At 69.4% G+C, this 22,009-nt stretch carries 19 protein-coding genes; 5 read left to right on the forward strand and 14 right to left on the reverse strand.

Annotation, left to right across the window (positions count from 1 at the left end; genetic code table 11):
- Nucleotides 1-9: 9 nt before the first annotated feature.
- The 8 genes from E5P3_RS09010 to E5P3_RS09045 form a co-directional block, all read right to left on the reverse strand.
- Nucleotides 10-1,314 (reverse strand): MSMEG_0569 family flavin-dependent oxidoreductase, encoded by a 1,305-nt coding sequence (locus E5P3_RS09010; RefSeq protein WP_162585654.1) that lies wholly within the window; start codon nt 1,312-1,314, stop codon nt 10-12.
- A 64-nt stretch (nt 1,315-1,378) separates the two neighbouring features.
- On the reverse strand, nt 1,379-1,663 hold the full coding sequence (locus E5P3_RS09015) for an MSMEG_0570 family nitrogen starvation response protein (RefSeq protein ID WP_162585655.1): 285 nt from the start codon (nt 1,661-1,663) through the stop codon (nt 1,379-1,381).
- A 16-nt stretch (nt 1,664-1,679) separates the two neighbouring features.
- Complete coding sequence (locus E5P3_RS09020) at nt 1,680-2,885, reverse strand: MSMEG_0565 family glycosyltransferase (protein WP_162585656.1); 1,206 nt, start codon at nt 2,883-2,885, stop codon at nt 1,680-1,682.
- On the reverse strand, nt 2,878-3,885 hold the full coding sequence (locus E5P3_RS09025; RefSeq protein ID WP_162585657.1) for a sll0787 family AIR synthase-like protein: 1,008 nt from the start codon (nt 3,883-3,885) through the stop codon (nt 2,878-2,880). The genes E5P3_RS09020 and E5P3_RS09025 overlap by 8 nt, the downstream gene beginning before the upstream one ends.
- On the reverse strand, nt 3,882-4,442 hold the full coding sequence (locus tag E5P3_RS09030) for an MSMEG_0567/Sll0786 family nitrogen starvation N-acetyltransferase (RefSeq protein ID WP_162585658.1): 561 nt from the start codon (nt 4,440-4,442) through the stop codon (nt 3,882-3,884). The genes E5P3_RS09025 and E5P3_RS09030 overlap by 4 nt, the downstream gene beginning before the upstream one ends.
- A gap of 3 nt (nt 4,443-4,445) precedes the next feature.
- The gene (locus E5P3_RS09035) at nt 4,446-5,516 is read right to left on the reverse strand and encodes an MSMEG_0568 family radical SAM protein (protein WP_162589605.1); all 1,071 of its coding nucleotides are present in this window, start codon (nt 5,514-5,516) and stop codon (nt 4,446-4,448) included.
- A complete protein-coding gene (locus E5P3_RS09040) occupies nt 5,479-6,531 on the reverse strand; it encodes a Nit6803 family nitrilase (RefSeq protein WP_162585659.1) in 1,053 nt (350 codons plus the stop codon). Before E5P3_RS09040 ends, E5P3_RS09035 begins: the two co-directional genes overlap by 38 nt.
- A gap of 14 nt (nt 6,532-6,545) precedes the next feature.
- Complete coding sequence (locus E5P3_RS09045; RefSeq protein ID WP_162585660.1) at nt 6,546-7,028, reverse strand: MSMEG_0572/Sll0783 family nitrogen starvation response protein; 483 nt, start codon at nt 7,026-7,028, stop codon at nt 6,546-6,548.
- Nucleotides 7,029-7,366: 338 nt separating this feature from the next.
- On the opposite strand from E5P3_RS09045, the gene E5P3_RS09050 reads away from it, so the two are divergent.
- A complete protein-coding gene (locus E5P3_RS09050) occupies nt 7,367-8,797 on the forward strand; it encodes an aminotransferase-like domain-containing protein (protein WP_162585661.1) in 1,431 nt (476 codons plus the stop codon).
- A gap of 21 nt (nt 8,798-8,818) precedes the next feature.
- On the opposite strand, the gene E5P3_RS09055 is transcribed toward E5P3_RS09050, so the two are convergent.
- On the reverse strand, nt 8,819-9,610 hold the full coding sequence (locus E5P3_RS09055; protein WP_162585662.1) for an SDR family NAD(P)-dependent oxidoreductase: 792 nt from the start codon (nt 9,608-9,610) through the stop codon (nt 8,819-8,821).
- 122 nt (nt 9,611-9,732) lie between these two features.
- Here E5P3_RS09055 and E5P3_RS09060 point away from each other — a divergent pair, with 122 nt between their 5' ends.
- Nucleotides 9,733-10,176, forward strand: a complete 444-nt coding sequence (locus E5P3_RS09060; protein ID WP_162585663.1) for a CBS domain-containing protein — start codon at nt 9,733-9,735, stop codon at nt 10,174-10,176.
- A gap of 86 nt (nt 10,177-10,262) precedes the next feature.
- Here E5P3_RS09060 and E5P3_RS09065 read toward each other — a convergent pair whose 3' ends face one another.
- Nucleotides 10,263-11,279, reverse strand: a complete 1,017-nt coding sequence (locus tag E5P3_RS09065; protein ID WP_162585664.1) for a class I fructose-bisphosphate aldolase — start codon at nt 11,277-11,279, stop codon at nt 10,263-10,265.
- A 115-nt stretch (nt 11,280-11,394) separates the two neighbouring features.
- Here E5P3_RS09065 and E5P3_RS09070 point away from each other — a divergent pair, with 115 nt between their 5' ends.
- The 3 genes from E5P3_RS09070 (at nt 11,395) to shkS (ending at nt 18,573) form a co-directional block, all read left to right on the forward strand.
- Complete coding sequence (locus E5P3_RS09070; protein ID WP_162589606.1) at nt 11,395-16,230, forward strand: NAD-glutamate dehydrogenase; 4,836 nt, start codon at nt 11,395-11,397, stop codon at nt 16,228-16,230.
- A gap of 489 nt (nt 16,231-16,719) precedes the next feature.
- A complete protein-coding gene (locus E5P3_RS09075; RefSeq protein WP_162585665.1) occupies nt 16,720-16,926 on the forward strand; it encodes a hypothetical protein in 207 nt (68 codons plus the stop codon).
- 210 nt (nt 16,927-17,136) lie between these two features.
- Complete coding sequence (gene shkS, locus E5P3_RS09080; RefSeq protein ID WP_232073053.1) at nt 17,137-18,573, forward strand: surface-behavior sensor histidine kinase ShkS; 1,437 nt, start codon at nt 17,137-17,139, stop codon at nt 18,571-18,573.
- Nucleotides 18,574-18,636: 63 nt separating this feature from the next.
- On the opposite strand, the gene E5P3_RS09085 is transcribed toward shkS, so the two are convergent.
- The 4 genes from E5P3_RS09085 to E5P3_RS09100 are packed head-to-tail and all read right to left on the reverse strand — an operon-like array spanning nt 18,637 to nt 22,006.
- Nucleotides 18,637-19,239, reverse strand: a complete 603-nt coding sequence (locus E5P3_RS09085) for a LuxR C-terminal-related transcriptional regulator (protein WP_068680282.1) — start codon at nt 19,237-19,239, stop codon at nt 18,637-18,639.
- Between the two features lie 10 nt (nt 19,240-19,249).
- The gene (locus E5P3_RS09090) at nt 19,250-20,638 is read right to left on the reverse strand and encodes a tryptophan--tRNA ligase (protein WP_162585666.1); all 1,389 of its coding nucleotides are present in this window, start codon (nt 20,636-20,638) and stop codon (nt 19,250-19,252) included.
- Between the two features lie 13 nt (nt 20,639-20,651).
- On the reverse strand, nt 20,652-21,323 hold the full coding sequence (locus E5P3_RS09095; RefSeq protein WP_162585667.1) for a site-2 protease family protein: 672 nt from the start codon (nt 21,321-21,323) through the stop codon (nt 20,652-20,654).
- Between the two features lie 47 nt (nt 21,324-21,370).
- Nucleotides 21,371-22,006, reverse strand: coding sequence for an L-threonylcarbamoyladenylate synthase (locus tag E5P3_RS09100; RefSeq protein WP_162585668.1), 636 nt, complete (start codon nt 22,004-22,006; stop codon nt 21,371-21,373).
- Nucleotides 22,007-22,009 lie beyond the last annotated feature (3 nt).

A 22,009-nucleotide genomic window follows, 5' to 3' on the forward strand; every position in this document is an offset into this window, starting at 1 on the left:
GAGTTTTTGCTAAGCCGCGTGGAGGTCCTGCAACGCAGCACCGCCGTGTCGCATGCGGCGCAATTCCCCCCGCGTCGCTTCGATTGCCTGCGCGAGGAAATCCGCGTCGCGCGCCACCCCCGAGAAGCGGCCCGATCCCCAGGTGTGCAGCCAGGGCAGGCCCAGGAAATAGAGCCCCGGCTCCCGGGTGATGCCGCGCAGATGCACCGGGTCGCCCCGGCCGTTGAAGACCGGCGCGTCCAGCCACGCGAAGTCCGGCGAAAAGCCGATGCACCAGATCACGCTTCGGATGCCGGCGGCGGCCAGGTCCAGCCGCGTGCGTTCCTCCGGCGGCTCCCATACCGGCGTATAGACGGACGCCGGCGGCGCCTCGATGCCCTGGGCCGCGATGTGCTTGTCGATCGAGGCATTGATGCCGTTGTAGATGCGATCGGCATGGTCCAGGTGCTCGCGCAGATTCGGCTGGAACTGCAGCGAATGCCCGTCGAAATCCGTCAGCAGGCCATACAGTGCCATGCCTTCGAGGGCGAAGCGCCGCAGGTCGATGTCCCGGCCGCCGTCGCGGCCCGTCACATAGTGGTTGGTGTTGTCACGCACACCCTCGCGCAGCGGATGCTCCGTCACGGGCATTTCGTAGTAGCCCATGTCCGCGAGCCAGTCCACCACCTCGCGGCCCCGGTAGAAGCGCGCGCAGCGCGGCGCGTTGCCTGTTGCAAGATGAACCTTGCGCCCCGCCAGGTGCAGGTCCTCCGCGATCTGCGCGCCCGACTGGCCGCAGCCCACCACCAGCACCGGGCCCTCCGGCAATTGCGCCGGGTTGCGGTACTGGGCCGAGTGGTACTGCACCACGCCGCCCGGCAGCTTCTCGGCCAGCCGCGGCACGATGGGCTTGTGATAGCCGCCCGAGGCCACCACCACCTGGTCGGCCGTGTAGCTCCCGGCGTCGGTCTGCACGCGAAAGCGCTCGCCCGCGCCTTCGCGCCAGACACGCTCCACCGACACGCCTTCGACCGCGGGCGCGTTCACATGCGCCACGAAGCCGGCCAGCCATTCGTTGATCTGGTGCTTGACCATGAAGCCGTGCGGATCGCCGCCGGCATAGGGCCAGCCCGGCAGCTGGCATTGCCAGTTGGGCGTGACCAGGCAGAAGGAGTCCCAGCGCTGCGTGCGCCAGGTATGGACCAGGCTGCGCTTCTCGATCACCAGGTGATCGATGCCGCGCTGCTGCAGGCAGTAGCTGGCCGACAGGCCGGCCTGGCCGCCGCCGACGATGATGACGCTGTAGTGGCTGCGCCCGCCGTGGGGATGGGACATGGGATCACTTTCTATGTGAATGAAGTGGGAAGAGGACCGGGGTCGCCGTTGCCGTCGCCGGGCCTCAGTCGAAGGCGATGACGAGCACCTCGGCATCGGCGCTGCCCGCGAAGCGCGACGCGATGTGCTCGATCTCGGCGAGCTGGTCCATGGCCTGCGAGCAGGCAAAGCCGTACTTGGCGCGCACGCGCTCCGACGCGATGCCCAGGGCTTCGCGGGTGCGCTGCAGGAAGTCGTGGAGTCCGTAGCACTGCCCCGGGATGAGGAAGTCCTGCACCACCAGGGAGGGCGAGTAGCAGCGCGTCTCGCTCCCATCGGGCCAGCGCACATGGAAATGCATGACAGGCATCGCGTCCTCTTTCTCTTCAGGCGAGCTGCGCCGGCACGCGGCCGGCGGCCCGCGCGCGCAGCCCGGCGCGGTACAGCGCGAGGTGGCGCTCGGCGCTGGCCTTCCAGCTGAAGCGGCGCGCCAGGCGCTCGGCGGAGCGGGCGATGCGCGCCGGGTCGCGCCTGGCCAGCGCATCGGCCAGTGCGCCGGCGATGCTGGCCGCGTCGTGGGGCTCGGCCCAGCTCACGTCGTCCTCGGCGAGGTAATCGACGAAGGGCGCGATGCGGGAAGCCACGACCGGCGCACCGCTGGCCAGCCCTTCGAGCACGACCAGCCCGAAGCCCTCGCGCAGCGAAGGCATCGCGACCACATCGGCGAGCCGGTACAGCGCGGGCATGTCTTCGTCGGGCAGCGGACCGGTGAGGCGCACCGGCTGCAGCGGACCTTCCGCGAGGCCCAGGCGCTGCATCCGCGCGCGGAAGGCCTGCGCGCAGCCCTCGTGGTCGAGCAGGCTGGCGCCGCCGGCGATCACGAGCTGCGCCTGCGGGTGCGTCGCGCGCAGCAGCGCGAAGGCGCTCAACAGGCGAACGCTGTTCTTGCGTTCCTCGATTCCGCCCACGGCGAGCACGACGGGCGCGCCCGGCACGAGGCCGAGGCGCGCTGCGAGCAGCGCGTCGCCGCGGCCGGCTGCGGGCGAGAAGCGCGCCGTGTCCACGCCGTTTTGCACCTCCTCGGCCGCGATGCCATGCTCGCGCGCCAGATGCTCGCGCCACAACCGGCTGACGCACAGCACCTGGCCTGCCTCTTCGAACGCGATCCGTTGCCAGCGCATGAGCCGGGCATCGTCGAAGCTGTCGAGATGGTGCACAGTGCGCACAAAGCCCTCGATGCGGCCCGTGTCGCGCAGTTGCGCGAGCGCATTGCCGCCGATCGAATCGTGGGTATGCAGCACATCGAAGTCCTCGTCGGCCAGAAGGCGGCCCAGGTGACGCACAAAAGCCTCGATGCGCAGTCGCGCCATCTCGACCGTGCCGGCCGGCTTGCCGTGCACGGGGACCAGTTCGACGCGGCAGGGCGGCCGCCGGAAGAACGCCTGGCCTGGCGCGGCGGGCGCCATCACCGTGACCGCGTGGCCGGCGTCGTGCAAGGCGCGCGCGAGCTCCAGCGTGTGCACCACGCCGCCTCGCGGGTTGACGGAATGCGTGAGCAGGCCGATGCGCAGGGGGCGGTCGAACTCAGGCATGGCGCATCTCCCGGGCACCGACGGCACGCGGCTGGATGAAGGCCTCGCGACCGAAGTCCCACAGCGATGCTTCCTCGCCGTCCGCGCGCAGCCGCACTTCGCGCGAGCCGTCCACCTCGCCGACCACGCCGCAGGCGATGTCGCGCGCCGCAAAGCGCGCGAGCACCTCGGCCACCCGCGAGGGCGCGACGCTGAGCACGAAGCCGTAGCTCGGAAAGGACGAAAGCCAGTGCATCATCGGCACGCCCGCAGGCCGCGGCAGCGCGTCGAGGTCGATGTGCGCGCCCACGCCCGAGCATTCGAGCAGCATCATCGCGGTGCCCACCGCCCCCGCCATGCTGATGTCCTTGGCGGCGCGGCACAGGCCGTCTTCCGCCAGCGCCGGCAGCAGTTCCAGGTCGGCGCGCAGCCGCGCGGTCGGCGCGCGGGTCGAGGCGTTCCAGTAGGGAAAGGGCTCCTCGTAGGCGCCGCGCAGGTCCACCGCCATCACCAGCACATCGCCAGGGCGGGCATCGAAGCTGGTCAACAGCCGCCGCGCATGACCCAGGATCGCGACCGCGAGCTGGGGCCGTTCGCTGCGGTTGTTGCTGTGGCCGCCGACAATCGGCACGCCGTAGCGCGCCGCGGCCTCGGCCAACCCCCGCAGGACCTCGTCGGCCGGGTCCATGCCGCAGCTCCACAGCGCGTCGACCACCGCCGTCGGCCGTCCACCCATCGCGTAGATGTCGCTCACGTTCACCATCACGCCGCAGTAGCCGGCGAACCAGGGCATGCGAACGATGAAGTCCTCGACCAGGCCCTCGATGGCGAACAGCAGGTAGCCGCCGTGGCCATCCGGGATGGCTGCGCAGTCGTCGCCCACCGGCACGGCCTGCGCCAGCGCCGCGTGGCCGCCGGGCAGTGAGCGCCCGAGGGCGGACACCACGTCGGCGATGTCGCGCTTGTGGGCGAAGCCGCGCGTGGCGCGCAAGGCCTCGGCAATCTCGGCGGCCTGCGTCATGACAGCACCCGGGCCCGGGTCACGAAGCCGCTCACCGGATCGTGGCAGGGCGGATAGAAGTCCAGCCCGGCCTGCATGCGCGCATGCGGACGGCCGTGGATGGCCGTTTCGTCGAGCAAGCGCCAGCCCAGCTTGCGAAACAGCGGCACGTTCTGCATCTGCACATGGGCCAGGAAGCGCTCGCAGCCCAGCGCATGGGCGCGAGAGACGGCCAGCCGGATCAGCGTCGCGCCCAGGTGCCCCTGGCTGCGGAAGGCCGGATGCACCGCCAGGCGCGAGCCCCACCATTCGCCCGCTGCATCGCCGCGATGGATGCGCACCGTGCCTACCACCTGCTCCGGCATCCCCGCATTGCAGGACATTGCCACCAGCGCCTGCGCGTGCGTGTCGATCGCATCGCGGTCGTCGTGCGCGAAGATGCCCTGCTCGATGCAGAACACCGCGCGCCTAAGGGCCATGGCCTCGTCGATCTCCCATTGCTGTGCGGCTTCGCGAACGAGGTACTCCACCGGCGCGTAGTCCGCCGGCAGCTCGCAGAGGTCATCGATGCACAGCATGGCTCAGCCCTCGTAGACCGACAGCGACGAGCAGGCGCCGCACTTGCCGCAGCCGGCCTTGATGTCGGCCGAGCGCAGCCCGGCCGCTGCCACCCGCTCGCCCAGCGGCGCCAGCAGCGACTGCATGAACGCGGGCGAGGGCGCGGGATGGTCTTCCAGCGGGGTGCCGCTGATCGGCACGAAGGGCACGACGAAAGGGTAGACGCCGCGCGCCAGCAACTGGTCGCAGGTGTCGAGGACCGCCTCGCGCGTATCGCCCAGGCCCGCGAGGATGTAGGTGCTGACCTGCCCGCGCCCGAAGACCGCCACCGCGGCCTCGAAGGCGCTCATGTAGCGCGAGACGGGCACGCTCGCCTTGCCCGGCATGATCCGCTCCCGCACCTCGGGCGTGACCGCCTCCAGGTGCATGCCGAGCGTGTCGATGCCGGCGGCCTTCATGCGCTGGAACCAGCGGTCATCGTCGGGCGGCTCGCACTGGCCCTGGATCGGGAGCTCGACCGCCGCCTTGATCGCGAAGGCGCTCTCGCACAGGATGGCGGCGCCCCGGTCGGTGGCGTTGGGCGTGCCGGTGGTCATCACCATGTGCTTCACGCCGTCGAGCAGCACCGCGGCGCGGGCCACCTCGGCCAGTTGCTCCGGTGTCTTGCGCGCGATGGTGCGGCCCGCCGCGAGCGACTGGCCGATAGCACAGAACTTGCAGCTCTTGCGGCGGCTCTCGTAGCGGATGCAGGTCTGCAGCACCGTGGTGGCGAGCACGTCGCTGCCGTGCAGCGTGGCGATGTGCGAGTAGGGCACGCCGTCGAAGGTCTGCATCGCGTAGAAGCGTGGCTGCTTCGGAAAGGAGATGCTGGCGATCGGGATGCTGCCGCGCATCACCCGGCTCACACCCTGGGCGTCTGGCGCCTCGGCAGTAAAGGGCGAGTGCCAGGCGGTGGAGGTATGGACCGGCACCATGATCGTGTGGCCGTCCACCGTCACCGCCTTGTGGTCCGAGGGGCCGGCGCCGCCGCGCCGGCTGGCGGCACCGGCCGTCGGGTCAGCCAGCCGCAACCCGAAGGACTGGAGCTCCGTCATCAGTTGCCGGCTGTCCGGCAGGGTGGGTGTCAGGGTGGTCATGGTCATGGCTCCGGAGGGGGGAAGAAGCGGGCGGGGCATGCATCGGCACGGTGGTCGCAGTCGGCCGGTCGTTGATGGCGAGCGCGAGCAGCTCGGGCCGTGCGTAGTGGCCGACCGAGTCCATCATTCGCTTGCGCTTGGCGATCAGCGCGAAGTCCAGGTCGGCCACCACCATGCCCTCGCCGTCGGTGAGCGGCGGCGCCAGGTGCTTGCCCTCGGGCGAGACGATGGCCGTGTGGCAGCCGCCGTGCAGCGCCTTCTGCAGGCCGGCATCGGGCGTGACGCTCCGGATCTGATCGTCCGTCAGCCAGCCCGTGGCGTTGACCACGAAGCAGCCGGACTCCAGCGCGTGGTGGCGGATGGTCACCTCCATCTGCTCGGCGAAGATCGGCCCGACGAGCGAGCCGGGGAACTGCGCGCAGTGGATCTCCTCGTGCTGCGCCATCAGGCTGTAGCGCGCCAGCGGGTTGTAATGTTCCCAGCAGGCCAGCGCGCCGAGGCGGCCGATGGCGGTGTCGACCACCTTGAGCCCCGCGCCGTCGCCCATGCCCCACACCATGCGTTCGTGGTAGGTGGGCGTGATCTTGCGGCGCTTGAGCAGCAACGCACCGTCGGCATCGAACACCAGCTGCGTGTTGTAGAGGCTGCCGTGGTCGCGCTCGTTGACGCCCAGCACCACCACCATGCCATGCGCGCGGGCACGCTCGGCCACGGCGGCCGTGACGGGCCCGGGCACGACCACCGCACGCTCCACCAGCTGCAGGTGCGCGGGCCCCTGCAGCACCGGCGGCAGCACGAAGGAGAAGTAGGGGTAGTAGGGCACGAAGGTCTCGGGAAAGACCGCGAGCTGCGCGCCCTTGGCCGCGGCTTCGTCGATGGCGCTGCACACGCGCTCGAGCGTGCCCTCGGGCCGATCGAAGTCGGGTGCGATCTGCACCGCGGCCGCCCGCACGATGCGTGGTCTGGATGCCATCGCTGCGCGCCTGGTCAGAGCGTCCAGGTGTCGAGGATGAACGCGTTCTGCTTGCGGTGCAGCAGGATCAGGTCCAGCACGTCCAGCGGATTGATCGGCCGGATGCCCTCGATCAGCGCGCCCTCGCCGTGGCCGTACAGCGCCTGCAGCGCGAAGCGGCAGGCGTAGACCTTGCCGCCTTCCTCGATGAACTTGGCGATCTGCTTGTTGAAGTTCTGGTGGCCCGGGAAGGCCTCGTCGCCCAGCGTCGGGAAGCCGCGCTGCACCCCCAGCGTGACGCCGGGGCCGTACAGCAGGATCGAGGTCTCGAAGCCCTTGCGCTTCAGGCGCGTGGCCTGCAGCAGGTTGACGAAGCCGATCGATCCCTCGAAGGCGACGGTGTGGAAGGTCACGAGCGCCTTTTCGCCGGGCTCGGCCTTGACGTCTTCGAACACCTTCTCTTCGTAGTCGACGAGGAACTCGCCTTTTTCGTTGCGGGGGCGGGTGACTTGGGGCATGTGGGACTCCAGTTGAGTGGTTGGAACGCAGGTCCTGCGCACCTTCTCTTTGCAGGCGATGTGCCAGCGCAGCGCGGGCCACGTGCGATCAAGCTGCGATCAATGCGCATCGGCGCGGCCTTGGTGCATGAAAAGAATTCCCGGACCGGACCGGGTCGTGCATTCAGGCGGGCGGCCGCCTCCTTTCCGCACCGATGCGAAGCGCCCGGCATGCGATCAATGCACCCGATCAAGGGCCTTGATCGCACCCCTTCGAAGCATTCATCCACGCTGGCGCGGGCACGTTTCCTGCGGCTCGAAGCTGTCCCGATGCAATCAATGGATGCGATCAACTTGCCATGAACCCGATCACCCCCCACTGGCGCAAGCAGCTGCGCGGCAGCGCCAAGCCGGCCTACCTGCTGCTGGCCGACCTGATCGCCGAGGACATCCGCACCGGGCGCCTCGCCGTGCGCGACCGGCTGCCTACGCTGCGCGAGCTCGCCGCCGATCTGCAGCTCAACTACACGACCGTGGCGCGGGGCTATGCCGAGGCGCGCAAGCGCGGGCTCATCGACACGCGCGCCGGCACCGGCACCTTCATCCGCTCCGGCAGCCCCAGCCTGCGCCTGCGCGGCGGCAGCGGTGCCGAGATGACGATGAACATGCCGCCCGAGCCGGACGACGAGCACCTGCTCGCGCGGCTGCACGACAGCGCGAGCCGCGCCTTGGCTGACGCGGACCTCTACGACCTGCTGCGTTACCGGGACTTCGGCGGCACCGCGCACGACCGCGAGGCGGCGATGCACTGGCTGCGACCGCGCCTGCCGGATGCGGGGGTCGACCGCATGCTGGTGTGCCCCGGCATCCACGGCGTGTTGACCGCGCTGTTCTCCCAGCTGGCGCGCCCGGGCGAGCTGATCTGCGTGGAGTCGCTCACGTACCCCGGCGTCAAGGCCATCGCAGCGCAGCTGGGCGTCCAGCTGCATGCGCTGCAGCTGGACGAGGACGGCCCGATCGCCGACGCCTTCGAGCATGCCTGCAGGACGCTCAAGCCCAAGGCGCTGTACTGCAACCCGGCGCTGCTCAACCCCACCACAGCGACGGTCTCGCGCGCCCGGCGCGAGGCGCTGGCCGACGTGGCGCTGCGCTACGCCGTGCCGATCATCGAGGACGATGCCTACGGCATGCTCCCGCGCCAGTCCCCGGCGGCGCTCGCCACCCTGGCACCCGCGCTCACCTACTACGTGAGCGGCTTCTCGAAGTGCTTCGGCGCGGGCCTGCGCACCGCCTACGTGTGCTCGCCGACGGTGCTCCAGTCACAGCGGCTGGCCGGCGCGATGCGCGCCACCACCGTCATGGCCTCGCCCATCACCAATGCGCTGGCCACCCTGTGGGTGGATGACGGCACCGCCGAGGCCATGCTGCAGGCGGTGCGCGCGGAATCCGTCGCGCGGCAGCTGCTGGCGGCGCGGCATCTCGGCGAGCACGGCCTGCAGGCGCATCCCGAAGGCTTCCATGCCTGGCTGCCGCTCACCCCGGGCTGGAGCCCGGTCGAGTTCGCCTCCTACCTGCGCACGCAGAACGTGGGGGTGGTGGCGAGCGCGGCCTTCTCCACCGATGGCGATCCGCCCGATGCGGTGCGCATCTGCCTGGGGGGCCCGATGTCGCGCGACGATTGCGACCAGGCGCTGCGCCTGATCGCCGACACGCTCACCCACCCGCTGCACCCCCATGCGACGGTGCAGGAACGCGACCGCGCGTCTGTGGCCGCGTGGCGCCCGGGCTGATGCCGGGCGCGTTCAACCTTGTCAGACCACCAGCGGCGTCGCCGCCCCGTCCATCGACACGATGGCGCCCGAGATGTAGCCCGCGCGCGGCGAGCTCAGGAACACGACCGCGTTGGCGATGTCTTCCGGGTTCGCGATGCGCCCGAGCGGCATGCGGGCCTCGGCATCGCGCCGCACCTCCTCTTCGCTGCGCTGGCGCAGGCGGGCGTCGGCCGCCAGGCCCTCGGCCATGCGCTCGGTCAGCGTCATCGCGGGATTGACCGCGTTCACGCGCACCCCGAGCCGCCCGTAGGCGGCGGCCAGGCCGGCGGTGGCCAGCATCAGCGCCGCGTTGGCCGCACCGCCGGCCAAATGGGTTGGTGAGGCGACCTTGCCGCCCATGCCGATGATGTTGACGATTGCGCCCGCTCCCCGCTCGGCCATGCGCTTGATCGCCGGGTCCATGACGTGGATGTAGGTGAAGAACTTGGCCTGCATCGCGTCCTGCCAGGCCTGCGGCTGCAGCTCGCCGAAGGGCGTGCGCCGCGCCGCGCCCGCGGAATTGACCAGGACCTCCACCGGCCCGAGGCCGGCCTCGGCCGCGTCCAGCATCGCGAGCGCCGCCTGGGCGTCGCCCAGGTCCGCGCTGTAGCCGCGCACCGCGCCATGGCCCTCCGAGCGCAGCTGCGCGAGGGCCGCGTCGAGGTGCGCCTGGCTGCGCCCGGCCAGGCTGACCTGCGCGCCCTCGCGCAGGAACTCGCGGGCGCAGGCCAGTCCGATGCCGCGGCTGCCGCCGGTGATGAGGACGTGCTTGCCGCCCAGTTGAAGATCCATGAAGCCTCCGGGGTCGAGTTGCCGAACGGAAAGATCTTAGGGGAGGTCTTAAGAGGGACTTGCCGAGCGCGCCCGGCCTGTGTTTTCATGCAGGGACGACGTCCTGTTCGGAGGCACAAGCGATGAAGACCGTGGCAGAAATCCTCAAGGAAAAAGGCGACCATGCCGTGCACAGCATCGGGCCCGACGCCTCGGTGTTCGAGGCCGTCGCGCTCATGGCGCAAAAGAACATCGGCGCCCTGCTGGTCATGGAGGGCGAGCGCATCGTCGGCATGCTGAGCGAGCGCGACTACGCGCGCAAGGTCGTGCTGATGGCGCGCTCGTCCAAGGACACCCAGCTGCGCGAGATCATGACCCCCTCCGTCATCTATGTGCATCCCTCGCAGAGCAGCGAGGAGTGCATGGCGGTGATGACAGAGAACCGCGTGCGCCACCTGCCGGTGCTCGATGGCGAGAACCGGCTGATCGGGCTGATCTCGATCGGCGACCTGGTCAAGGGCATCATCTCGGAGCAGAAGTTCATCATCGAGCAGCTGCAGCACTACATCGCGGGCGAGCACGCCTGAGCAGGTGTGAACGAATCCGCCACGACCGGATTCATTCACGCCTTCTGAGCGCTCGGCCGCATTGCGCGAACAGGCGCCAACAGGCGCTAATCGGCGGCTTCCATCGACGCGCTGTATTCCCCGAGCGTTGCCGCGCTGTTCAGCTTGGCGCGCTGCAGCAGCGCCTTCTGGGCAAGCTGCGCATTGGCCGCCTGGCCTCGCCATGCCTGCATCGCGGGTTCCTGCAGCGCGCGTCCGTAGGAGAAGCTCAGTTGCCACGGGTGCGGTCCGCGTCGGTTCAGCGCGTCCAGGTTGGCCGTCGCCTCGGCCGGCGACTGGCCGCCGGAGAGGAAGTTGATGCCGGGCACCGCCGCGGGCACCGTGCGCCGCAGCACCTGCAAGGTCTGCTCGGCCACTTCGGCCGGTGTCGCTTGCCGGGCCTGCGCCTTGCCGGGCACCACCATGCTGGGCTTCAGCAGCATGTGCTCGAGCGCCACGCCGTAACGGTACAGCGCGGCGAAAACCTCATGAAGGACGTCCTCGGTGACTTCCGCGCAGCGGGCCTGTGTGTGGTCGCCGTCGATCAGCACCTCGGGCTCGACGATCGGCACCACGTCCAGCGACTGGCAGACCGCCGCATAGCGCGCAAGCGCCTCCGCATTGGCCACGATCGCGGCTCGGCTCGGCAGGGTGCCGGACACGTTGTAGACCGCGCGCCACTTCGCGAAGCGCGCGCCTTGCTGCTTGTAGCCCTCGAGCCGCTGCGCAAGCCCGTCCAGGCCGTGCGTGATCTCGTCGCCGGGCGCCAGCGCCAGCGGGCCCTTGCCCGCGTCGACCTTGATGCCCGGCACGATGCCCTGCCGCGCGGCCAGCTGCGGCACCGGATCGCCGCCGTCGGCGCGCTGGCCGAGCGTCTCCTCGTACAGGATGATGCCGCTGACGTACTGGCCGAGGCCCGGCGTCGCCAGCAGCAGGCTGCGCCAGGCGCGCCGATTTTCCTCGGTCGACTCCACGCCGATCGCCTTGAAGCGCTTGGCGATGGTCGGGCCGCTTTCATCGGCGGCCAGGATGCCCTTGCCCTTCTGCACGAGCTCGTGCACGGTCGCTCGAAGTTCGGTGGTCATCGCATGTCCCCCACTGGAACTTCGCAGTCTGCGACGGTGAGCCTGGCAATGCAAGTCATTTGTCCGACCCGATTGCGATGTAGATTAGCGGCCCAACCCGGAGACGAGCATGCTCATGACCACGCAGACGACCGAAGCAGCGCGCAAGGACGAGCGCCTGGAGGAAGTGGAGCAACTGGTGCGGGCCAAGCTCCCGGCCGAATCGGTGGAGGAGGTCTGCGGCTTCGTTCGCCGCTACTTCGGCCAGGTCGACCCGGAAGACCTGGACGAGCGGAAGGCGGCCGATCTCTACGGCGCCGCGCTCTCGCACTGGGGCTTCGCGCGCAAGCGCGAGGCGGGGAGGCCCAAGCTGCGGGTCTTCAACCCGACGATCGCGGAGCACGGCTGGCAGTCGACCCACACCATCATCGAGATGGTGAACGACGACATGCCGTTCCTGGTCGATTCAGTCACGATGGAGGTCAACCGCCACGGGCTCACGCTGCACCTGATCATCCATCCGCTCATGGCCGTCGAGCGCGGCGCCGACGGCGTGCTGCGGGGCCTGGCGAGCGAGACGGGCGCATCGCCCGACGCGCGCCGCGAGTCCTTCATCCATGTCGAGGTCGACCGCGTGCCGGAGCCGGCGCGCATGGAGGCGCTGGCGGCCGACCTCGAGCGCGTGCTCGACGACGTGCGCCAGGCCGTGGCCGACTGGAAGCTCATGCGGGAGCGGGTGCTCGCGATCGTGCAGGGCCTCGACGATCGCCCGCCGCCCATCCCGCCGGAGGAACTGGCGGAGGGCCAGGCCTTCCTGCGCTGGCTGGCCGACAACCACTTCACCTTCCTCGGCTGTCGCAGCCACGAGCTGGTCAAGGTCGACGGCGAGGATGCGCTGAGGATCGTGCCTGATTCCAGCCTCGGCATCCTGCGCGATGCAGAGGCGCCGAGCGCCAACGCCGCTTTCGCCGCGCTCCCTCCCGAAATACGCGCCAATGCACGCCGGCCCGAGCTGCTGGTCGTGACCAAGTCCACGTCGCGCTCCACCGTTCACCGGCCCGGCCACCTGGACTACGTGGCCGTCAAGCGCTTCGACGAACGTGGCGAGGTGTGCGGCGAGGACCGGTTCCTCGGGCTCTTCACCTCCACCGCCTACAGCACCAATCCGGCCGAGATTCCGCTGCTGCGGCGCAAGATCGCAAGGGTGGTGGAACGTGCCGGCCTCGCAGCCGGCAGCCACTCGGGCAAGGCGCTGAGCAACATCCTCGAGACCTACCCGCGCGACGAGCTGTTCCAGACCGGCGACGACGACCTGCTGCAGACCGCGATGGGCATCCTGCACCTGGGCGAACGCCAGCGCTTCCGGCTGTTCGTGCGGCGCGATCCCTTCGAGCGCTTCCTGTCCTGCCTGATCTACGCGCCGCGCGAGAACTACACCACCGAACTGCGCCAGAAGTGGCAGGACATCCTGATGCGCGAGTTCAACGGCATCGCCTCCGAGTTCAACGTGCACCTGTCGGAGTCGGTGCTGGCGCGCATCCAGATCACCGTGCGCACCAAGCCCGGGAGCATCCCCGCCTTCGATGTGCGCGAGCTGGAGGAGAAGCTGGTGGCCGCGGCCCGCCGCTGGGGCGACGACCTGAAGACCGCGCTGATCGAAGCCACCGGCGAGGCGCAGGGCAACGCCTTGCTGCGGCGCTTCGGCGCCGCCTTCCCGGCGGGCTACCGCGACGAGTTCGCGGCCCGCGCCGCGGTGCACGACATCCAACTGATGGCGCAGCTGAGCGATGAGCGGCGCCTGGGCATGAACCTGTACCGCCCGCTGGAGGCGCCCCCCGGCACGCTGCGCTTCAAGGTGCTGCGCCGCGGCGAGCCGATCACCCTGTCGGCCAGCCTGCCGATGCTCGAGCACCTGGGCATGAAGGTGCTCGACGAGCATCCGCACCGCGTCGCGCCGCAGGGCGAGTCGCCGGTCTGGATCCACGACTTGGGGCTGCTTGCCGCCTCGGGCGACACCGAGATCGACGTCGATGCGCTGCGCCCGGTCTTCGAGGAGGCTTTCGATGCGGTGCTGAACGGCGAGGTCGAGAACGACGACTTCAACCGCCTGGTGCCGGCGGTGCAGTTGCCGGTGCACGAGATCGTGATCCTGCGCGCCTATGCCAAGTACATGCGGCAGATCGGCTTTGCGCTTTCGCAGTCCTTCATCGAGGGCACGCTGGCCGCCCATGCCGGCATCGCGCGGGCGCTGGTCGAGCTCTTCAAGCTGCGCTTCGATCCGCAGCCGGCGCCCGACGCGCAGGCGCGCGAGGACGAGAAGGTGCGCGAGATCGAGGCCGCGCTGGACAACGTGTCCAACCTGTCAGAGGACCGCGTGTTGCGCCAGTACCTGGCGCTGATCCAGGCCACCCTGCGCACCAACTACTGGCGCCGCGACGCGGCCGGCCGGCGGCGCGGCTTCCTGTCCTTCAAGTTCGATGCGGCCAAGGTGCCCGACCTGCCGGCGCCCAAGCCGCTGTTCGAGATCTTCGTGTATTCGACGCGCTTCGAGGGCGTGCACCTGCGCGGCGGGCGCGTGGCGCGCGGCGGCCTGCGCTGGTCGGACAGGCCGGAGGATTTCCGCACCGAGGTGCTCGGGCTGGTGAAGGCGCAGATGGTGAAGAACACCGTCATCGTTCCCGTCGGTTCCAAGGGCGGCTTCGTGCTCAAGCGCGCACCGTCGCCCGCCGACCGCGACGCCTACATGCGCGAAGGCGTCGCGTGCTACCAGGACTACCTGCGAGGCCTGCTCGACATCACCGACAACCTGGCGGGCACCGCCATCGTGCCGCCGCCACAGGTGCGCCGCCACGATCCCGACGACGCATACCTCGTGGTCGCGGCCGACAAGGGCACCGCCACCTTCAGCGACTACGCCAACGGCATCAGCAAGGAGTACGGCTTCTGGCTGGGCGACGCCTTCGCCTCGGGCGGCTCGGTGGGCTACGACCACAAGGCCATGGGCATCACAGCCCGCGGCGCCTGGGAGTCGGTCAAGCGGCATTTCCGCGAGATGGGCATCGACACCCAGAGCACCGAATTCACCGTCGCCGGCGTCGGCGACATGTCGGGCGACGTGTTCGGCAACGGCATGCTCCTGTCGCGGCACATCCTGCTGGTGGCGGCCTTCGATCACCGACACATCTTCCTGGACCCCGCGCCCGACGCCGCGAAGAGCTTCGCCGAGCGCGAGCGCCTGTTCAAGCTGCCGCGCTCCTCGTGGGCCGACTACGACGCCAGCCTGATCTCCGAGGGCGGCGGGGTGCACGCGCGCAGCGCCAAGTCGATTCCGCTCACGCCGCAGGTCAAGCAGGTGCTGGACATCCACGCCGATGCGTTGACACCCACCGAGCTGGTCAACGCCATCCTCAAGGCACCCGTCGCGCTGATCTACAACGGCGGCATCGGCACCTATGTGAAGGCGGCCAGCGAGACCCACGCGCAGGTGGGCGACCGTGCCAACGATGCGCTGCGCGTCAACGGCCGCGAGCTGCGCTGCAAGGTCTTCGCCGAGGGCGGCAACCTGGGCTGCACGCAGCTCGGGCGCATCGAGTATGCGCGCTCGGGCGGGCGCATCAACACCGATGCCATCGACAACTCGGCCGGGGTCGACACCTCCGACCACGAGGTCAACATCAAGATCCTGCTGGGCCTGCCGATCACCGAGGGCGAGCTCACCGAGAAGCAGCGCAACGCGATCCTGCCGGAGATGACCGACGACGTGGCCGCCCTGGTGCTGCGCGACAACGTCTTCCAGACCCAGGTGCTCTCGGTCACCGGCCGCATCGCACCGCAACTGCTCGATGCGCAGACCCGCTTCATGCAGTACCTGGAAAAGGCCGGGCGGCTGAACCGTGCCATCGAGTACCTGCCGTCCGACGAGGAACTGGCCGAGCGCCGCGCCCAGGGCCAGGGCCTCACCAGCCCCGAGCGCGCGGTGCTGCTCGCCTACAGCAAGATCTGGCTCTACGACGAGCTGCTCGAGTCGACGCTGCCTGACGACCCCTGGGTCGCGACCGCGCTGGAACGCTACTTCCCCTCGCTGCTGCGCGAGCGCTTCGCGGCCTGGATGCCGCGCCATCCGCTCAAGCGCGAGATCATCGCCACCCACGTCACCAACAGCATGATCAACCGGGTCGGCAGCACCTTCGTGCACCGGCTCGTCGAGACCACCGGCGCGCGCGCCTTCGAGGTGGTGCGCGCCTACCTGCTGTCGCGCGAGATCTTCGGCATGGTGCCGCTGTGGCTCGCCATCGAGGCGCTGGACAACCGGGTCGACGACGAGGTGCAGTCCGGCATGCTGATCGACACCAGCCGGCAGCTGGAGCGTGGCACCATGTGGTTCCTGCGCTCGCGCCGGCTGGCCGAGGACATGGGCTCGACCATCGAGCACTTCAAATCCAACGTCGAGACGCTGTCGGCGCGCCTGCCGCAACTGCTCGACACCGACGAGCGCGCCCGCGTCGATGCCGCGGCGGCCCACTACACGTCGAGGGGCGTGCCGCGCGAGCTGGCCGAGCGCGTGGTGAACTTCGGCACGCTCTACGCCACCCTCGACATCGCCGAGATCGCCGGCAGCGCGCGCTGGCCGGTCGAGCTGGTGGCGGCGATCTACTTCGACATCGCGAATCGGCTCGGCATGCCCTGGCTGCGCGACCGCATCGCGGCACTGCCGGGCGATCAGCACTGGCAGGCGCTGGCCAAGGGCGCGATGCAGGACGACCTCTCCGGCCTGCAACGCGCCATCACCCATGCGGTGCTCACCGGCGGCGGCGAGGGCGAATCGCCGGTGGCCCGGGTCGAGGCCTGGCAGGCCGGCAACGGCCGCACGCTGGAGCGCGCGGCACAGCTGATGGGCGAACTGCGCGCGGTCGCGGTGCCCGATGCCGCGATGCTGGCGGTAGCGCTGCGCGAGCTGCGGGCGCTGGCCTGAAGTTGCTCAGGAAGCGCCGCCCCGCTCGATGATGCGGGCCGTGCGCCGGTAGTGGGCCGACAACAGGCCAAGCGAATCGTCCAGTCGACCCGACATCACAGCCTCGAAGGTCATCCAGCGCTTCGCGAAGCGGACTGGCCCCGACCTGGTAGCGCTCCCGCAGTTCATGCATCAGCTTCTACCTGCCGCACTACGTCGCCATCCAGAAGCGCTTCTTCAATCACTTCCTGCGCGGCGAGGACAAGGGCTCGGACCGCGGGCCGCCGGTGCAACTGGCGATCCGCCGGGTGGACGGCACCGCCGAGCTGCGCAGGGAGCGGGAATGGCCGCTATACCGAAATCGATCTGATTTCGCCGGTCCAGGGAGATCGCCGCCAGGGGGCGGATTATTGACGGACAAGCGTTGAGCCTCGACGGCCGCCACCTGCTTCGCGGCGCCATGCTCCACAATCGCCACAAGAACACAGACAAAAGCGAATGGAGGATTGGATGGCCTACGAGCTGCTGAGAAAAATCGCCAGCGTTTCGTTGCCGATGACGCTGAGTTCACCGGCGGACATCGAGGACTTGCGCATCCTTCGGGATGCGGGCTATGTGAAAGCCGACCTGCCGCCGCAAGGCGCCCCGGCCTCCGCGGTGGTAACCGCGTTGACACCGCTCGGCCGCACGGCCATGCGCCACTTCGGCAGTGGATAGTCGGCAGCCGTTGTGCATGCGCGACGCTGGCTGCGGCGCTTGCGTCGCGCACGCAGTTAAGATCGCGGCACGGCTGGCCGCCGCAAGCGGGCTTCCATGTCCCCGACGGCTGCCGGAGCTTTTCACAGCGCGCCCGAGTGCCGCACACAGGGGGCCCCTCGACAGGGGCTTTTTTTATGGCCGGACTGACATGGGGAGGGACCGTGAGCCATGATGGGTAATTCGTCCTTCGCGGGGCTGGGCAACTCGTCCTTCGCCAGCCTCACGCCGGCGCCGGCCTCCGCCGACGAGGCCGAACCGTGGGTGCGCGGCGAGCTGATCCGCAGCCTGATGCGGGCCTCGCGCGGCTCCTACCTGCTGGCCGCGGCGCTGATGCCGGCCATGGTGGGCCTGAGCTGGGGGCATGTGCCGGCCTGGCAGCTCTTCGTCTGGCTGGCCATCGGCATCACCGCGACCGCCTGCCGCATCTGGGGCGAGCAGGTCTACGGCCGGCACTACGCCGACCGCGATTCCGCAGCCCAGCAGTACTTCGTCGAGCGGTACCGCTACCTCTGGAGCGCCAGCGCCTTCGCGTGGGGCCTGTCGATCCTGATCTTCTTCGAGCGCACGCCGCTGGTGAACCAGTTCATGAGCTGGCTCATCGTCGCCGGCGTGGCCACCTTCCCGCTCAACGGGCTGGCGCTGCATCCACCGCTGCTCAAGCGCTACGTCAACACGCTGTTCGTCACCATGCTGGCAGCGATCGTCTTCCGCGTCATCGAGCTCAAGTTCGAGCGCCCGCATTTCCACTATGGCTTCCTGCTGCTGCCGGGCCTGCACTGGTGGCTGCTCCTGCGCGCCGGCCGGCGCATCCACGAGACCGCGCGCAACAGCTTCGAGCTGCTGTTCCACAACCACATCCTGATCAACTCGCTGACCCAGCAGCGCCAGGCGGCGGTGTCGGCGGTGGCGATGAAGAACCGCTTCCTCGCCAGCGCGGCGCACGACATGCGCCAGCCGGTGCTGGCGCTCTCGCTGTACGCCGACTGGCTGCGCAACGAGCCGGAACTCGTGGCCGAGATCGCGCCGAAGATCGTGCGCGCCACGCACGCGGTCAATGCGCTTTTCGACTCGCTGTTCGACCTCGCGCGCATCGACTCGGGGCAGGTGCGGCTGCACATCGAGCGGGTGGACGTGGCCCAGCTGCTGCACGACCTCGAGCTGCAGTACCGCCCGGTCGCCGAGGCCAAGGGCCTGAGCTTTCGCATGCACGTGAGCTCGGGCACCGTGCTGACCGACCCGATCCGCGTTCGCCGCATGATCGGCAACCTGCTGGCCAATGCGATCAAGTACACGGCCGAGGGCGGCGTGCTGCTGGCCTCGCGCCACACCCGCGACGGCCTGCGGGTGGAGGTGTGGGACACCGGCATCGGCATCGCGCGCGAGCACCTGCGCGACGTGTTCCTGGAGTTCTACAAGGTGGCCGACCATGCCGGCACCTCGGACGGCTTCGGCCTCGGCCTGGCGATCGTCGCGCGGCTATCGCACGCGCTGGGGCATCCCGTCAGCGTGCGCTCCAGGCTGGGCCGGGGCAGCGTGTTCCGGGTAGCGCTGCACGATGCGGACGAGTCGCAGGCGCAGACCCGCATTTCAGGCGCCGTGGGGTAGACAAGACGAAAACCGGGCCTGCGGCCCGGTCCTTGTGTGAGCCTTGGGCCCTGCTATCGCCTGTTACGGGTTGCTGGAGAGTAGACCGTTGGTGCGCGCGTGATGCAGCGCCTGGGTGCGGCTCTTCACGCCGAGCCGCCTGAACAGGCGCCACAGGTGCACCTTCACCGTGTGCTCGCTGATGTCGAGCTCGGTCGCGATGTCGCGGTTGCTCATGCCCTGGTCCAGCATCGCGATCAGCTGGGTCTGGCGCTTCGAGAGCTTGCTGCTGGCCGCGGCGACCGGCTCCTCGGCCTCGGTGTCGGCCATCAGCAGGCCGCGCAGCGCGGCGGTGAGCTCGGCCGAGCTGGCCGACTTCTCGATGTAGGTGTCGGCGCCGGCCTCGATGCAGGCCTCTTCCATGTCGCCGGCCGGCGAGGCCGAATAGACCGCAACGGGCACGTCGGGGTAGATCTTCTTCACCGCGATCACGCCTGAAACGCCCGTGACGTCGGGCAGCTTCAGGTCGAGGCAGAACAGGCCGGGTTCCCCATGCTGCTTGACGGCGCTGGCCAGCTTGTCCAGCCGCTCGAGCTCCACGATGGTCTCAGCCGGCCGCAGGCGCCGCAGCACCATCACGATGGCGTCGCGCATCAAGGGGTGGTCGTCGATGACATAGATACTCATAGCATTTTTCTCACTGTGTGCGGGCCGGCTTGGCCGGCCCTTGTTGGTCGCGCGGAGTTCGTCGCTGGTCGCTCGTGTCGCCCGTCACGTCGGCCGCGAGCGCTTCGAGTGCGTCCGTTGCCGCGCGCATGTTCGCATTGTCGATGGGTTCGAGCTGCGCGGCGAGCAGGGTCAAGGCCGCGCCGCGCTGTTCCCGCAGCGTGCCGATCGCGCGGCCCGCTTCCTGCGGCGATGCGAAACCCAAGCTTTGTAACAGTTGTGAGCCGTGTTCGTCGAGCAGCTTGAAATAAAAAAGCCCATCCTTGTCGCGGTATTGCTTGAACGCAGGCTTGGCAGCCCTGGCCGCCTTGGGCTTCGCCGCACCCTGGCGACCGGCCGACGCCAGCGTGCGCAGGCCGACCGCATGGCGCAGCTCGGCCATGAAGGGACGTGAAATCGCGCGCGCCTTCTCGGCACCGGCCAGCAGGATCTTCTCGATCTGCGCCGGGTCGTTGACCAGAGCCTCGTACTGCGCCCGCATCGGCGCGATCTCACGATCGATGCGCTCGAACAGGCGCTGCTTGGCATCGGCCCAGGCAATGCCCTCCGCGAAGGCGCGCCGCAGCGTTTCGGTTTCCTCGGGGTCGGCGAAGGCCTGGTAGATCTGGAACAGCGCCGAGCCCTCGGTGTCCTTGGGCTCGCCCGGCGCGCGGGAGTCGGTCACGATGCCTGCGATCAGCTTCTGGAGCTGGGCGCGCGGGGCGAAGAGCGGGATGGTGTTGTCGTAGCTCTTGCTCATCTTGCGGCCGTCGAGGCCCGGCAGCGTGGCCACCGCGTCGTCGATCTCGGCCTCGGGCAGGGTGAAGTGCTCGCCGTACAGGTGGTTGAAGCGCTGCCCCATGTCGCGCGCCATCTCGATGTGCTGGATCTGGTCGCGGCCCACGGGCACCTTGTGCGCGTTGAACATCAGGATGTCGGCGCCCATCAGCACGGGGTACATGAACAGGCCGGCGCTGACGTCGGCGTCCGGGTCCTCGCCGCGCGCGGCGTTCTTGTCCACCTGCGCCTTGTAGGCATGGGCGCGGTTCAGCAGGCCCTTGCCGGTGACGCAGGTCAGCAGCCAGGTCAGCTCCGGGATCTCGGGGATGTCGGACTGGCGGTAGAAGGTCACGCGCTGCGGGTCCAGGCCGCAGGCCAGCCAGGTCGCCGCGATCTCCAGCGTCGAGCGCTGGATGCGCGCCGGCTCATCGACCTTGATCAGCGCGTGGTAGTCGGCCAGGAAGTAGAAGCTCTGCACATGGGCCTCGCGGCTGAAGCGCACCGAGGGGCGCACCGAGCCGACGTAGTTGCCCAGGTGCGGCGTGCCGCTGGTGGTGATGCCGGTGAGGAAGCGGATGGGCTTGGGGGAGGGACTTGCCATTGGAGGAACGTATTCAGCGCAGCAGCGCCGTGACGGGCGAGATGAGCACGCCGATGGCCTGGTAGCCGAAGCTCATCAGCGGGCTCAGCCACCAGGTGCTGACGATGCCGGCGATGACCAGGCCCATGACGATGAAGAATCCGTAGGGCTCGATGCGCGCCAGGAAGTCCTGCGCGGCGCCGCGCGGCAGCAGGCCGGCGAGCACCCGGCCGCCGTCCAGGGGGGGCAGGGGGAACAGGTTGAAGGCCCACATCACCAGATTGACCAGCACGCCGCCGCGCGCCATCTCGAGGAAGAAGGTCTCCTCGACGCCGGCGGCCCGCATCAGCACGAAGGCCAGCGCCCACAGGATCGCCTGGATGAAGTTCGAGGCCGGGCCGGCCAGCGCCACCCAGATCATGTCGCGCTTCGGGTGCCGCAGCCGGCCGAAGTTGACGGGCACCGGCTTGGCATAGCCGAACAGGAAGGCGCCCGAGGTGGCGAAGTAGAGCAGCAGCGGCATCAGGATGGTGCCGATGGGGTCGATGTGCTTGATGGGGTTGAGCGTCACGCGGCCCATCATCCAGGCCGTCTGGTCACCCAGGTGGCGGGCCACGTAGCCGTGGGCCGCCTCGTGCACCGTGATCGCGAAGATCACGGGCAGTGCATAGATCAGCACTTTTTCGATCAGGTTGGAGATATCCACCGAACGATTGTCTCAGACGGCCCCGGCCGGGCCGGGCGCGCGGAGCTTCACAGGCCCAGCGCCGCCAGCGAGCCGCGGCCCTGGCGCACCAGGACCGGCTCGCCGCCGGTGCCCATGGGCGTCAGGTCGACCACGGTGGTGGGTTCCGAGGGGCAGGCGCCGCAGGCGATCACCGCGCCGATCTGCTTCTCGAAGCGCTCGCGGATCGCCTGCGCATCGTTGAGCGCCTCGGTCTCGCCGGGCGGGATCAGGGTGGTGGCCAGCAGCGGCTCGCCATGCAGCATGAGCAGCTCGCCCAGCACCTTGTGGTCGGGCACGCGCAGGCCGATGGTCTTGCGCTGGGGATGGCTGACCCGCCGCGGCACCTCCTTGGTGGCTTCGAGCAGGAAGGTGTAGGGGCCCGGCGTCGCGGCCTTCAGGAGGCGGTACTGCTTGTTGTCCACCTTCGCGTAGCTCGAGAGCTCGCTCAGGTCGCGGCACAGCAGGGTGAGGTGGTGCTTCTCGTCGACCTGGCGGATGCGGCGCAGCTGGTCCGCCGCGTCCTTGTCATCCAGGTGGCAGGCCAGCGCGTAGCTCGAATCGGTGGGCACCGCCACGATCTCGCCGCGCGCCAGCAGGGCGGCCGCCTGCTTGAGCAGGCGCTGCTGGGGATTGTCGGGATGGAGTTCGAAAAACTGGGCCATGGC

Source organism: Variovorax sp. RA8 (assembly GCF_901827175.1).
Taxonomy (GTDB): domain Bacteria; phylum Pseudomonadota; class Gammaproteobacteria; order Burkholderiales; family Burkholderiaceae_C; genus Variovorax.

Coding starts and splice junctions, on each gene's coding strand:
- E5P3_RS09010 (WP_162585654.1), bottom strand. CDS start 1,314: ATGTCCCATCCCCACGGCGGGCGCAGCCACTACAGCGTCATCATCGTC.
- E5P3_RS09015 (WP_162585655.1), bottom strand. CDS start 1,663: ATGCCTGTCATGCATTTCCATGTGCGCTGGCCCGATGGGAGCGAGACG.
- E5P3_RS09020 (WP_162585656.1), bottom strand. CDS start 2,885: ATGCCTGAGTTCGACCGCCCCCTGCGCATCGGCCTGCTCACGCATTCC.
- E5P3_RS09025 (WP_162585657.1), bottom strand. CDS start 3,885: ATGACGCAGGCCGCCGAGATTGCCGAGGCCTTGCGCGCCACGCGCGGC.
- E5P3_RS09030 (WP_162585658.1), bottom strand. CDS start 4,442: ATGCTGTGCATCGATGACCTCTGCGAGCTGCCGGCGGACTACGCGCCG.
- E5P3_RS09035 (WP_162589605.1), bottom strand. CDS start 5,516: ATGACGGAGCTCCAGTCCTTCGGGTTGCGGCTGGCTGACCCGACGGCC.
- E5P3_RS09040 (WP_162585659.1), bottom strand. CDS start 6,531: ATGGCATCCAGACCACGCATCGTGCGGGCGGCCGCGGTGCAGATCGCA.
- E5P3_RS09045 (WP_162585660.1), bottom strand. CDS start 7,028: ATGCCCCAAGTCACCCGCCCCCGCAACGAAAAAGGCGAGTTCCTCGTC.
- E5P3_RS09050 (WP_162585661.1), top strand. CDS start 7,367: ATGAACCCGATCACCCCCCACTGGCGCAAGCAGCTGCGCGGCAGCGCC.
- E5P3_RS09055 (WP_162585662.1), bottom strand. CDS start 9,610: ATGGATCTTCAACTGGGCGGCAAGCACGTCCTCATCACCGGCGGCAGC.
- E5P3_RS09060 (WP_162585663.1), top strand. CDS start 9,733: ATGAAGACCGTGGCAGAAATCCTCAAGGAAAAAGGCGACCATGCCGTG.
- E5P3_RS09065 (WP_162585664.1), bottom strand. CDS start 11,279: ATGACCACCGAACTTCGAGCGACCGTGCACGAGCTCGTGCAGAAGGGC.
- E5P3_RS09070 (WP_162589606.1), top strand. CDS start 11,395: ATGACCACGCAGACGACCGAAGCAGCGCGCAAGGACGAGCGCCTGGAG.
- E5P3_RS09075 (WP_162585665.1), top strand. CDS start 16,720: ATGGCCTACGAGCTGCTGAGAAAAATCGCCAGCGTTTCGTTGCCGATG.
- shkS (WP_232073053.1), top strand. CDS start 17,137: ATGATGGGTAATTCGTCCTTCGCGGGGCTGGGCAACTCGTCCTTCGCC.
- E5P3_RS09085 (WP_068680282.1), bottom strand. CDS start 19,239: ATGAGTATCTATGTCATCGACGACCACCCCTTGATGCGCGACGCCATC.
- E5P3_RS09090 (WP_162585666.1), bottom strand. CDS start 20,638: ATGGCAAGTCCCTCCCCCAAGCCCATCCGCTTCCTCACCGGCATCACC.
- E5P3_RS09100 (WP_162585668.1), bottom strand. CDS start 22,006: ATGGCCCAGTTTTTCGAACTCCATCCCGACAATCCCCAGCAGCGCCTG.